The organism is Actinoplanes philippinensis (genome assembly GCF_900113015.1).
Classification (GTDB): Bacteria; Actinomycetota; Actinomycetes; order Mycobacteriales; family Micromonosporaceae; genus Actinoplanes; species Actinoplanes philippinensis.
In genome coordinates, this window is sequence record NZ_FONV01000003.1 from 559,230 (window position 1) to 572,062 (window position 12,833).

General features: G+C 70.2%; 9 protein-coding genes. 6 read left to right on the plus strand and 3 right to left on the minus strand.

The window, feature by feature from the left end; all coding sequences use genetic code 11:
* The first annotated feature begins 25 nt into the window (after positions 1–25).
* From BM290_RS09415 to glgB, 4 genes are all read left to right on the plus strand, one after another.
* Positions 26–1,990: an alpha-1,4-glucan--maltose-1-phosphate maltosyltransferase gene (locus BM290_RS09415; protein WP_093612470.1), complete on the plus strand. Its 1,965-nt coding sequence runs from the start codon at positions 26–28 to the stop codon at positions 1,988–1,990.
* Positions 1,991–2,082: 92 nt separating this feature from the next.
* Positions 2,083–3,840, plus strand: a complete 1,758-nt coding sequence (gene treS / locus BM290_RS09420; RefSeq protein ID WP_093612088.1) for a maltose alpha-D-glucosyltransferase — start codon at positions 2,083–2,085, stop codon at positions 3,838–3,840.
* Positions 3,837–5,141, plus strand: a complete 1,305-nt coding sequence (locus tag BM290_RS09425; protein WP_093612090.1) for a maltokinase N-terminal cap-like domain-containing protein — start codon at positions 3,837–3,839, stop codon at positions 5,139–5,141. The genes treS and BM290_RS09425 overlap by 4 nt, the downstream gene beginning before the upstream one ends.
* A gap of 71 nt (positions 5,142–5,212) precedes the next feature.
* Entirely contained in the window at positions 5,213–7,318 is a 2,106-nt protein-coding gene (glgB, locus tag BM290_RS09430; protein WP_093612472.1) for a 1,4-alpha-glucan branching protein GlgB, read from the plus strand.
* A gap of 140 nt (positions 7,319–7,458) precedes the next feature.
* Here glgB and BM290_RS09435 read toward each other — a convergent pair whose 3' ends face one another.
* Positions 7,459–7,986, minus strand: a complete 528-nt coding sequence (locus BM290_RS09435; protein ID WP_093612474.1) for a GNAT family N-acetyltransferase — start codon at positions 7,984–7,986, stop codon at positions 7,459–7,461.
* Between the two features lie 48 nt (positions 7,987–8,034).
* Here BM290_RS09435 and BM290_RS09440 point away from each other — a divergent pair, with 48 nt between their 5' ends.
* The gene (locus BM290_RS09440; protein WP_093612092.1) at positions 8,035–8,427 is read left to right on the plus strand and encodes an MmcQ/YjbR family DNA-binding protein; all 393 of its coding nucleotides are present in this window, start codon (positions 8,035–8,037) and stop codon (positions 8,425–8,427) included.
* A 3-nt stretch (positions 8,428–8,430) separates the two neighbouring features.
* Here BM290_RS09440 and BM290_RS09445 read toward each other — a convergent pair whose 3' ends face one another.
* Together BM290_RS09445 and BM290_RS09450 are read right to left on the minus strand one after the other, a co-directional pair.
* Complete coding sequence (locus BM290_RS09445) at positions 8,431–9,300, minus strand: hypothetical protein (protein ID WP_093612094.1); 870 nt, start codon at positions 9,298–9,300, stop codon at positions 8,431–8,433.
* Between the two features lie 5 nt (positions 9,301–9,305).
* Complete coding sequence (locus tag BM290_RS09450; protein WP_093612096.1) at positions 9,306–10,025, minus strand: PP2C family protein-serine/threonine phosphatase; 720 nt, start codon at positions 10,023–10,025, stop codon at positions 9,306–9,308.
* 422 nt (positions 10,026–10,447) lie between these two features.
* Here BM290_RS09450 and BM290_RS09455 point away from each other — a divergent pair, with 422 nt between their 5' ends.
* The gene (locus BM290_RS09455; protein WP_093612098.1) at positions 10,448–12,823 is read left to right on the plus strand and encodes a Tex family protein; all 2,376 of its coding nucleotides are present in this window, start codon (positions 10,448–10,450) and stop codon (positions 12,821–12,823) included.
* Positions 12,824–12,833 lie beyond the last annotated feature (10 nt).

Genomic DNA, 12,833 nt, shown 5'->3' on the forward strand with positions numbered 1-12,833 from the left:
CGCCCCTCTGACTACGGTGGAGATCATGACCGGTCGCTTCCCCATCGAAGACGTGACACCGGCTGTTTCCGGTGGCCGCTATCCCGCGAAGGCGGTGGTCGGCGAGCTCGTCCCGGTCTCGGCGGTGTCCTATCGCGAAGGTCACCACGCGCTCGGCGTGAATGTGGTATGGCGTGGACCCGACGGGGAGACCAAGCCGTTCACCCGGATGACGCCGGGCGAGCCGGGCCTGGATCAGTGGCACGCCGCGATCCGGCCGGACTCGATGGGCCGGTGGACGTTCACCGTGGAGGCGTTCGACGATCCGTACCGGACGTGGCGCGACGCCGTGGTGAAGAAGATCGGCGCCGGCCAGGGCTCCGAGGACCTGGCGAACGACCTCGTCGAGGGCGCCGAGGTGCTCGACCTGGCCACCAAGATCGTTCCCGCCGAGCACGAGGACCGGGTCCGGGACGCGGCGGCGGCGCTGCGCGACGACCAGCGCTCGCTGTTCGCCCGGGTGACCCCGGCCCTCGACCTGGAGGAGCTGCTCTGGCACAACCCGGTGCGCAACCTGGTCACCACGACCCGGTCGTTCGTCATCTGGGTGGACCGCAAGCGCGCCCTCTACTCGGCGTGGTATGAGTTCTTCCCGCGCTCGGAGGGCGCCGAGATCGGGCCGGACGCGACGCCGATCAGGCACGGCACCTTCGCCACCGCCGCGGAGCGCCTGCCGGCCGTCGCGGAGATGGGCTTCAACGTCGTCTACCTGCCGCCGATCCACCCGATCGGCAAGATCAACCGCAAGGGCCGCAACAACACGCTGGTGGCCCGCCCGGAGGACGTGGGCTCGCCGTGGGCGATCGGCTCCGACGAGGGCGGCCACGACGCGATCCACCCGCAGCTGGGCACGCTCGAGGATTTCAAGGCCTTCATCGCGCGCACCGAGGAGCTCGGCATGGAGGTCGCCATGGACCTCGCGCTGCAGGCCGCCCCGGACCACCCGTGGGTCAAGGAGTTCCCGCAGTTCTTCACGACGAAGCCCGACGGCACCATCGCGTACGCCGAGAATCCTCCCAAGAAGTATCAGGACATCTACCCGATCAACTGGGACAACGACTACCGCACGCTGCGCGACGAGGTCTACCGCGTGGTCATGCACTGGGTGAACGCCGGCATCAAGATCTTCCGGGTGGACAACCCGCACACCAAGGCGATCAACTTCTGGCAGTGGCTGATCCCCAAGGTCAAGGAGACCGACCCGGACGTGCTGTTCCTGGCCGAGGCGTTCACCCGGCCCGCGATGATGAACGGGCTGGGCCGGATCGGGTTCACCCAGTCGTACACGTACTTCACCTGGCGCAACTCGGCCCACGAGATGCGGCAGTACATGCAGGAGCTGCTGACCTCGATCGACTGGATGCGGCCGAACTTCTGGCCGAACACGCCGGACATCCTGCACGAGTCGCTGCAGCACGGCGGGCCGCCGATGTTCAAGATCCGCGCGGTGCTGGCCTCGATGCTGACCCCGTCGTGGGGCCTCTACTCGGGGTACGAGCTGTTCGAGCACGTGGCGCGGCCGGGCGCCGAGGAGTACATCGACAACGAGAAGTTCGAGCTGAAGCCGCGGGACTGGGCGGCCGCCGAGCGGGCCGGGCGGTCCCTCGCGCCGTACCTGACCAAGCTGAACCGCACCCGCGAGGAGAACCCGGCGCTGCACTGGCTGCGCAACCTGCGGTTCCACGAGGTCGACAACGGCGCGCTGCTCTGTTTCTCCAAGCGTGACCCGGACACCGGCAACACGGTGCTGGTGATCTGCTCGTTCGACAGCAGCAACGTGCAGTGGGGCAACACCACGCTGGACATGCCGGCGCTGGGCCTGGACTGGCACGACCGTTTCACGGTGGTCGACCAGATCACCGGCGCCACCTACGAGTGGGGGCAGTACAACGCGGTCCGGATCGACCCGTTCGTCGAGCCGGCGCACATCTTCGTCGTCAAGACGGGATAGGGCAGGCATCGTCGCCGCCGGGCGGTGGCGTGCATCGTCGCCGCCCCGACGGGGTAGGCATCTTCGTCGTCAAGGCGGGGTAGGGGGAGCAGATGGAGCTGTCGAGCGAGCACGACCCGGCCGAGGGTAGCCACAACGAGGGCGGGGTGGTCGAGCATCCGACCTCCGACGACTTCGGGCACGCCCGCGCGCTTCCGGCGGACCGGACCTGGTTCCAGCGGGCCGTGTTCTACGAGGTGCTGGTCCGGGCGTTCTACGACTCGGGCTCCGACGGCGGCGGCGACCTGCGCGGCCTGATCGAGCGGCTCGACTACCTGCAGTGGCTGGGTGTCGACTGTCTCTGGCTGCCGCCGTTCTACGACTCGCCGCTGCGGGACGGCGGCTACGACATCCGCGACTTCTACAAGGTGCTGCCCGAGTTCGGCACCGTCGAGGACTTCGTGGCCCTGCTGGACGCAGCGCACAAGCGCGGCATCCGGGTGATCACCGACCTGGTGATGAACCACACGTCCGACTCGCACCCGTGGTTCCAGGCGTCCCGGCACGACCCCGACGGGCCGTACGGCGACTTCTACGTCTGGAACGACACCAGCGAGAAGTACCAGGACGCGCGGATCATCTTCGTCGACACCGAGGAGTCGAACTGGACGTTCGACCCGGTCCGGCGGCAGTTCTACTGGCACCGGTTCTTCTCGCACCAGCCGGATCTCAACTACGAGAACCCGAAGGTGCAGGAGGCGATGCTGGACGTGCTGCGGTTCTGGCTCGACCTGGGCATCGACGGGTTCCGGCTGGACGCGGTCCCCTACCTCTTCGAGGAGGAGGGCACCAACTGTGAGAACCTGCCGGCCACCCACGCCTTCCTCAAGCACTGCCGCAAGGTGATCGACGACGAGTTCCCGGGCCGCGTGCTGCTGGCCGAGGCAAACCAGTGGCCCGCCGACGTGGTGGAGTACTTCGGCGACGCCCGCTCCGGTGGCGACGAGTGCCACATGGCGTTCCACTTCCCGCTGATGCCACGGATCTTCATGGCCGTACGCCGGGAGTCGCGTTTCCCGATCTCGGAGATCCTGGCCCAGACGCCGGCCATCCCGGACAACTGCCAGTGGGGCATCTTCCTGCGGAACCACGACGAGCTGACGCTCGAGATGGTGACCGACGAGGAACGCGACTACATGTACTCCGAGTACGCCAAGGATCCGCGGATGAAGGCGAACGTCGGCATCCGCCGGCGGCTCGCTCCCCTGCTGGAGAACGACCGCAACCAGATCGAGCTGTTCACCGCCCTGCTGCTGTCGCTGCCCGGCTCGCCGGTGCTCTACTACGGCGACGAGATCGGGATGGGCGACAACATCTGGCTCGGCGACCGCGACGGCGTGCGGACCCCGATGCAGTGGACCCCGGACCGCAACGCGGGTTTCTCCACGGCCACGCCGGGCCGCCTCTACCTTCCGGTCAATCAGGATCCGGTGTACGGCTACCAGGCGGTCAACGTGGAGGCCCAGCGGGACAGCGCGACCTCCCTGCTGAACTGGACGCGCACCATGCTCGCCGTCCGCCGCCGGCACGAGGCGTTCGCCGTCGGCACGTTCCGCGAGCTGGGCGGCTCCAACCCGTCGGTTCTCGCCTATCTGCGCGAACACGGCGACGACGTGGTGCTGTGCGTCAACAACCTGTCACGCTTCCCGCAACCGATCGAGTTGAATCTGCAGCACTGGAACGGATACACCCCGGTGGAGCTGACCGGGCACGTCAACTTCCCCCGGATAGGCCAGCTGCCGTACCTGTTGACGCTTCCGGGGCACGGGTTCTACTGGTTCCAGTTGTGCGGGTCGGAGGAGAAGCAATGACGCTGCCTTTCGCCGAGTGGTTACCGAAACAGCGCTGGTACGCCGGCCGCAGCCGAGTCCTGTCCTCGGTCAAGGAGGCGTCGGCCACGCAGCTCGGCGAGGATCTGGAGCTGGTCCTCGTCGACGCCGAATACACCGACGGCAGCTCCGAGCGCTATCAGATCCTGGTCGGCTGGGGCGCCGGGCCGATCCCCGAATACAGCCAGGTGGCGACGATCGGGACCACCGACGACGGCCGGGTGGGCTACGACGCCCTCTACGACCCGGCGGCGGCCCGCCACCTGCTCGGGCTGGTCGAGCGGTCGGAGCTGGCCGGCGACGTCACCTTCGAGAAGGAGCCCGGCGTCACGCTGCCGCTGGAGGCCTGGCCGCGGGTGTTCGACGCGGAGCAGAGCAACACCAGCGTGATCTTCGACCAGGACGCGATCCTCAAGGTCTTCCGCCGGGTCACCTGCGGGGTCAACCCGGACATCGAGCTGAACCGGGTGCTCGGCCGGGCCGGCAACTCGCACGTGGCCCGGCTGCTCGGATCGTTCCAGGCGGGCGACGACTGCTCGCTCGGCATGGTCACCGAGTACGCGGTCAACTCCGCCGAGGGCTGGGCCATGGCCACCGCCTCGGCCCGTGACCTGTTCGCCGACGCCGCGTACGCCGCGGACGAGGTCGGCGGCGACTTCCAGGGCGAGTCGTACCGGCTGGGCGAGGCGGTCGCCTCGGTCCACCGGACTCTCGCCGAGCAGCTCGGCACCGGGCCGGCCCCGTTCCCGCTGGACGCGGTGCTGGCCCGGCTGCGGACCGCCGCCGCCGCGGTGCCCGAGCTGCAGCAGCACGTCCCCGCGATCACCGACCGGTTCAGTGCCCTCACCGGCGAACAGGTCGAGGTCCAGCGCATCCACGGCGACCTGCACCTCGGGCAGGTGCTGCGCACCCCGGAGAGCTGGCTGCTGATCGATTTCGAGGGCGAGCCCGGCCAGCCGCTGGACGAGCGGCGGCTGCCCGACTCGCCGCTGCGCGACGTGGCCGGGGTGCTGCGCTCCTACGAATACGCGGCCTACCAGCTGCTGGTCGATCAGGACGACGACGAGCCCCTGGCGGCACGGGCCCGGGAGTGGGTGGACCGCAACCGGGCGGCGTTCTGCGACGGGTACACGCACGTGGCGGGCATCGACCCGCGTGATCAGGCGGCGCTGCTGGCGGCGTACGAACTCGACAAGGCGGTCTACGAGGCCGCCTACGAAGCCCGGCACCGGCCCGGCTGGCTGCGGATCCCCCTGCGGTCGATAGCCAGGCTCGTCGGATGAACCCCGGAGGGCACCCGAAAACCATGATCGGTCAGACCACCACCTCACGGCTCGCCGCCGACAAACGCGCCATGGACAGCGTGATCGCCGGGGACTCGCACGACCCGCACGGCGTCCTCGGCGCTCACCCGCACGGCGGCCGCACCGTCATCCGCACCCTGCGCAAGGGCGCCACCGCGGTGGCCGTCCTGCACGAGGGCGAGCGGTACGAGGCGACCCAGGTGCACCCGGACGGGATCTTCGCGGCCGAGCTGCCCGGGACCGTGCTCGACTACCGGATCGACGTCGACGGGACGCAGTGCGACGACCCGTACCGTCACGTGCCCACCCTGGGCGAACTCGACCTGCACCTGATCGGCGAGGGCCGGCACGAGAAGCTGTGGAAGGTGCTCGGGGCGCAGCCGCGGGGCGCCGGCGTCGGCTTCGCGGTGTGGGCGCCGAGCGCGCGCGGTGTGCAGGTGATCGGCGACTTCGCCGGCTGGGGGCCGTACGACGGGTGGCCGATGCGCTCGCTCGGCTCCAGCGGTGTCTGGGAGCTGTACGTGCCGGGCGCCCACATCGGCACCAAGTACAAGTTCAAGATCCTCGGCCGGGACGGGGTGTGGCGCGAGCACGCCGACCCGCTGGCCCAGCACACCGAGGTCCCGCCGGCCACCGCGTCGGTCGTCCACCAGTCGTCGTACCAGTGGCACGACGAGCAGTGGATGCGCGAGCGGTCCGCCAAGTCGTGGCACCAGGAGCCGATCAGCGTCTACGAGGTGCACCTCGGCTCCTGGCGGCCCGGCCTCACCTACACCGAGCTGGCCGACCAGCTCGTCGAGTACGTCGTCGACACCGGTTTCACCCATGTCGAGCTGATGCCGGTGATGGAGCACCCGTTCGGCGGCTCATGGGGTTATCAGGTCACCGGCTACTACGCGCCGACCTCCCGCTTCGGCTCGCCCGACGAGTTCCGGCACCTGGTCGACAAGCTGCACCAGGCCGGCATCGGCGTGATCCTGGACTGGGTGCCCGCCCACTTCCCGAAGGACGAGTGGGCGCTCGCCCGATTCGACGGCACTCCGCTCTACGAGCACGGCGACTGGCGGCGCGGCGAGCACCCCGACTGGGGCACCTACGTCTTCGACTTCGGCCGCAAGGAGGTCCGCAACTTCCTGGTCGCCAACGCGCTCTACTGGTGCGAGGAGTTCCACGCCGACGGCCTGCGCGTCGACGCCGTCGCCTCGATGCTCTACCTGGACTACTCCCGCAAGGACGGCGAGTGGACCCCCAACCAGTACGGCGGCCGGGAGAACCTGGACGCGATCAGCTTCCTGCAGGAGATGAACGCGACCGTCTACAAGCACCACCCGGGGGTCATGACGATCGCCGAGGAGTCCACCGCGTGGCCGGGCGTCACCCGCCCCACCCACCTCGGCGGTCTCGGCTTCGGCTTCAAATGGAACATGGGCTGGATGAACGACACCCTCTCCTACATGGAGAAGGAGCCGATCCACCGGCAGTGGCACCACCACCAGATGACCTTCGCCACCGTCTACGCCTGGAGTGAGAACTACACGCTGCCGATCAGCCACGACGAGGTGGTGCACGGCAAGGGCTCCCTGACCGGCAAGATGCCCGGCGACCTGTGGCAGAAACTGGCGAACACCCGCGCGCTGCTCGGTTTCATGTGGGCCTTCACCGGCAAGCAGCTGCTCTTCATGGGCGCCGAGATGGGCGACCTCGCCGAGTGGAACGAGGGCCGCGGGCTGGACTGGACGCTCCTCGACGATCCGCAGTTCGGCGGGATCCGCGGCCTGGTCAAGGACCTGAACCGGGTGTACCGGGAGACGCCGGCCCTGTGGACGCAGGACACCAGCCCCTCCGGTTTCCGGTGGATCACCAGCGAGGACTCGCAGCACAACACCTTCTCCTTCGTCCGGTTCGCACCGAACGGCGACACCCTGGTGTGCGTGGTCAACTTCGCCGCCATCCCGCACGAGGGTTACCGCATCGGGCTGCCCCGCCCCGGCCGCTGGACCGAGGTGATCAACACCGACAGCGAGCTCTACGGCGGCTCGGGCGTCGGCAACCTGGGCCAGGTCGAGGCGGAGAAGATCGCCTGGCACGGCTTCGACGCCTCGGTGAGTCTGCGGGTGCCCCCGCTGGGCGCCGTCTGGCTGCGCCACGAGGCCTGACGACCGATCACCCCCGGCTGTGCAGGAACAACGCGCGCAGCCGGGGAACCGGTGCCTCGCTCCAAGCCGGTTTCCGCGGATCGGAGCGGAGCCCGACGTCCCGGGCGATCACCCCGCGGCGGACGCGGATCGCTTCGCCGTCAGCCGGGCCACTCGGTGGCGAGCAGCCCGTACAGCAGGTCGTCGGTCCATTCGCCCTTGATGAACGTCTGCTGACGCAGCAGGCCCTCACGCCGGAAACCGAGCCGCTCCATCAGCGCCGCCGACCGCGTGTTCCGCGCGTCGCACTCCCCCGTGACCTTGTGCAGCCCCTGCACGCGGAACAACCGGTCCAGCACGGCGGCCACGGCCTCGGTCGCAAAGCCCTTCCCCTGGTACGCCGAAGCCAGCGTGAACCCGATCTCCCCCTGGAGCAGGTTGTCGTGGAGCAGCACATACACGTCCCCGATCAGCCGCTGCTCCGGCGCGTGCTCGATCGCATACTGGAACCGGCCCGGCTCGGTGGGTGAACTGGCCGCGAAGTTGCGCACGGCGACCTCCGCCCGCTCGAGCGGGAAGGGCGCGTCCCACGACTGGTACCGCGCCACGTCGGGGTCGGACCGGTAGGCCGCCAGCACCGGCGCGTCGGACGCCCGGAAACGCCGCAGGATCAGCCGCTCGGTCGTCATCAGCACGGGCCCGAGAATATGTCACACCCACGGCGCAGAATGCGGGGCATGGAGTCGACGACCGAGCGGATCCGCGCCATCTGCCTGCGCCTGCCCGAGGCGGCCGAGCGGCTCAGCCACGGAGCGCCCGCCTTCTTCGTCCGCGACCGCAAGCAGTTCGTGATGCTGTGGGCCGACGGCCACCACGACGACGAGTTCCCCCATCTGTGGTGCGCGGCCCCGCCGGGCGCCCAGGCCGAGCTGATCGCCGCCGATTCGGCGCGCTTCTTCCGGCCACCCTATGTGGGCCATCGCGGCTGGGTCGGCGTCCGCCTCGACCGCGACCCCGACTGGACGGAGATCGCCGAGCTGTGCGTCGACGCCTTCCGCGCCGTCGCCCCGAGGACGCTGCTCGCGCGCCTCGACGAGAATGCCCTCCGCGATTTTCTCGAGCTGCCCTGACACTCAGGAGCCGGCCGGCGGGACACCGCAGTTGCGGCGCAGCATCGTGTCGAGGGATTTGCGGTCGTCGTCGTCGACCGGGACGGTGGTGTAAAGCTGCTTGCCACCGTCGAGGGAGATCCGGACCGGGAATTCGTAGGGCTTCTTGACCTCGGCGAAGGCGTGCATGTCACAGCGCGACGGCGATGCCGTGAAGGGCAGCGTGGCGACCGGCGCGGCGGCGGTCACCTCGGCCAGCGGGGTGGCGGTGGGGTAGGTGAGGCGGTACATCACGTTGCCGTCGAGGGTGTGCAGCCGGGCCGTGCCGGTGGCTGCGGCGGTCCGCTCGACGACGAGGCTGCCCCGTACGCCCTCGGCGCCCAGGTCGGTCCAGTCGCCGAAGCGCAGCGTCACGCTCTTGCGGACGGTCTCGGCGGCGCAGTCGTCGGCGAGCAGCCGGTTCAGCAGCTCGTTGGGGTGCGGCAGGGCCAGCCGGATCCGCTGGGTGCGGGTGTCGCCGTCGGCCCGCGCCACGACGGTCACCGAGGAGGCCTCAGCGGCCGGTGCGCAGCCTCCCGTGCCGTAGGGCACTGTCACGTCCACCCGGAGCCCGTTCGGCGGCAGGAGAGCCGGTGTGTCGACGGCCGCCTCGCCCTCGAAGGACGGCAGGTCCGGCTCGACCCGGGAGATCCACACCGGCACCGCGCCGTCGTTGTACAGGGCGATGCCGAGCTGCCGGGCCACCTCGTCCTGCCGCCACTGCTCGGCGGTGGCCCGCAGTTTCAGCTCGGGCAGCGGCGGCTCCGCGGTGCCGGCGCCGGAGTCGCACGCGGCCAGGACGGTGAGCAGGGTGGCGGCCGCCACCCCGGCGAGGAGGTGGCGGGCCCTGATCATCGCCGTCAGGCCTCGACGACGTCGGCGACGATGACCGTGACGTTGTCCGGCGCCCCGTTCTCCAGGGTGCGGTTGACCAGCTCGGCCGCGCAGCTCTTGCGGTCGGCGACCTCGCGCAGCGTCCGGGCGATGACGGTGTCCTCGACGTAGTCGGAGAGCCCGTCGCTGCACAGCAGGTACCGGTCGCCGAGGCGGGCCGGGATCATCCGGCCCGCCGGGCGGAACGGGCCGCCCTGCACGGCCTGGGTGACCAGCGCCCGCTGCGGGTGCCGGCGGGCGTCGTCGGGGGTGAGCACGCCCTGGTCGACGAGGGCCTGCACATACGTGTCGTCGCGGGTGAGCTGCTGGAAGTCGCCGTCGCGCAGCAGGTAGCAGCGGGAGTCGCCGACGTTGAGGGCGGCCAGGCGGTCGCCGGAGAGCAGCAGGGCGGTCACCGTCGTACCCATGCCGTCGCGGGCGTCGTCCTCCGCGACGGAGGCCTCGATCCGCTGGTTGGCGGTCTGCAGGGCGGTGATCAGATCCTGGAGCGGCTCGCCGTTGTCCGGAGCGGTGTCGACGACGCTCAGGCTCTGCACCAGGATGTCGCTCGCCAGCTCACCGGCGGGCAGCCCGCCCATGCCGTCCGCCACCACGAAGAGTCGATTACCGACGAAGACGGCGTCTTCGTTGTTGGACCGGACCAGGCCCTGATCAGTGGCGGCGACCGCCCGGACAGCAAGCGTCATGTGACAACTGTGCCAAAGGCCAATTCCGTTGTCTCTAGTACCTCCTACCAAGTGTCGGCGGATCCCTGGTATGCCACCGCGGGGCCGCTCCGGCCGATGATCTCTCCCGGAGGTACGACGGCGCAGGTCACGGGCCGGATGGCGGCGTCCCGGGCCGGTCCGGCGGCGGCGCGCGGCGTGCGCTGCCACGGCCGGCGGGCTTCGCGCCACCGTGACACGCCGGTCAAGACCGACGTGACATTCCCGACAACGGGGTACGGGTGGGCTCTCTCGGGCGGTTCACGGCGGGTTCCGGACGTCCCTCGCAAGCGGTACCCGTGGCGCCTCCGGCGGGCGGCCCGGGACGCGGGGAGACGGTCGCGCGCGGGTGACAGTCCGGGGTGGCGCGACACGGCGGGGCGGGCTCGGTAACAATCGTCGACGTGACGACAGCTATCCATCAGCGCATCGCCTCGGAGCTCGGGGTACGGGAAGGGCAGGTCACCGCCGCGGTCGAGCTGCTCGACGGCGGGGCCACGGTGCCGTTCATCGCCCGCTACCGCAAGGAGGTGACCGGCACTCTCGACGACGCCCAGCTGCGCACGCTCGAGGAGCGCCTGGGCTACCTGCGGGAGCTGGAGGACCGGCGGGCCGCGGTGCTGGAGTCGATCCGCTCCCAGGGCAAGCTCGATGACGCCCTTGAGCAGCAGATCCTCGAGGCCGACACGAAAGCCCGGCTGGAGGACATCTACCTCCCGTTCAAGCCGAAACGGCGTACCAAGGCCATGATCGCCCGTGAGGCGGGCCTGGAGCCGCTCGCCGACGGTCTGCTGGGCGACCCCACGGTCGACCCGAAAGCGGCCGCAGCGGCGTTCGTGGACCCGGAGAAGGGGGTCGCCGATCCGCAGGCCGCCCTGGACGGGGCGCGGGCGATCCTGATCGAGCGGTTCGCGGAGGACGCCGACCTGATCGGTGAGCTCCGTGAGCAGATGTGGACGCGGGGGCGCCTGGTCGCCAAGGTGCGCGACGGCAAGCAGACCGACGGGGCGAAGTTCTCCGACTACTTCGACTTCGCCGAGCCGTACTCGAAGCTGCCCTCGCACCGCATCCTGGCGATGCTGCGCGGTGAGAAGGAGGACGTCCTCGACCTCACCATGGAGCCGCACCCGGAGGAGGACGAGGGCTACTTCGAGGGCCGCATCGCCGGGCGCAACGGGATCAGCGACCAGGGCCGGGCCGGTGACAAGTGGCTGGTCGACACGGTCCGCTGGGCGTGGCGCACCCGGATCCTCATCCACCTCGGCGCCGACCTGCGGGTCCGGCTGCGGGAGGCGGCCGAGGACGAGGCGGTCCGCGTGTTCGCCGCCAACCTGCGTGACCTGCTGCTCGCGGCGCCCGCCGGGACCCGTACCACGATGGGTCTGGATCCCGGTTTCCGCACCGGGGTGAAGGTCGCCGTGGTGGACGCGACCGGCAAGGTGGTCGCGACCGACACGATCTACCCGCACGTCCCGCAGAACAAGTGGGACGAGTCGATCCACCGGCTGGCCGCGCTGGCCTCCAAGCACAAGGTCGAGCTGATCGCGATCGGCAACGGCACCGCGTCGCGGGAGACCGACAAGCTGGCCACCGAGCTGATCAAGAAGCACCCCGAGGCCAAGCTGACCAAGGTCGTCGTGTCCGAGGCGGGCGCGTCGGTCTACTCGGCGTCGGCGTACGCCTCGCAGGAGCTGCCCGGCCTGGACGTGTCGCTGCGCGGCGCGGTGTCGATCGCCCGCCGCCTGCAGGACCCGCTGGCCGAGCTGGTGAAGATCGACCCGAAGTCGATCGGTGTCGGCCAGTACCAGCACGACCTGTCCGAGGTGAAGCTGGCCCGCTCCCTGGACGCGGTGGTCGAGGACTGTGTGAACGGCGTCGGCGTGGACATCAACACCGCCTCCGCGCCGCTGCTGACCCGGGTCTCCGGGATCACCGCGGGCCTCGCCGAGAACATCGTGCTGCACCGCGACCAGAACGGCCCGTTCAAGAACCGCAAGGAGATCAAGAACGTGGCCCGGCTCGGGCCGAAGGCGTTCGAGCAGTGCGCCGGCTTCCTCCGGATCCGTGACGGCGAGGACCCGCTCGACTTCTCCAGCGTGCACCCCGAGTCGTACCCCCTGGTCCGGACCATCGCGGCGGACGCCGGATCGGACGTGAAGACGCTGATCGGCAACAGCCCGCTGCTGAAGGGCATCCGGCCGGACAAGTTCGTCACCGACACCGTCGGCCTGCCGACCATCACCGACATCCTCAAGGAGCTGGAGAAGCCGGGCCGTGACCCGCGGCCGGCGTTCACCACGGCCACCTTCGCCGAGGGCGTCGAGAAGATCGCCGACCTGAAACCGGGCATGATCCTGGAGGGCCAGGTGACGAACGTGGCCGCGTTCGGCGCGTTCGTCGACATCGGCGTGCACCAGGACGGCCTGGTCCACGTGTCGGCGCTGTCGGAGAAGTTCGTGCAGGACCCGCGCGAGGTGGTCAAGTCGGGTGACGTGGTGAAGGTCCGCGTCCTGGAGGTCGACCCGGTCCGCAAGCGGATCTCGCTGACCATGCGCCTGAGCGACGAGCCGAACCGGGGCCGCCAGCCACGGGAGGACCGTGGCCAGGGCGGCGGCCAGGGCGGCCAGCGCGGCGGCGGGCAGCGCCAGGGCGGCGGCGGGCAGGGCGGTCAGCGCCAGCCCCGTCAGGGCGGCCAGCGGGGCGGCCAGGGCGGCGGGAACAGCTTCGGCAACAGCGCGATGGCCGACGCGCTGCGCCGGGCCGGGCTGACCCGGGACTGACGTCGTACCG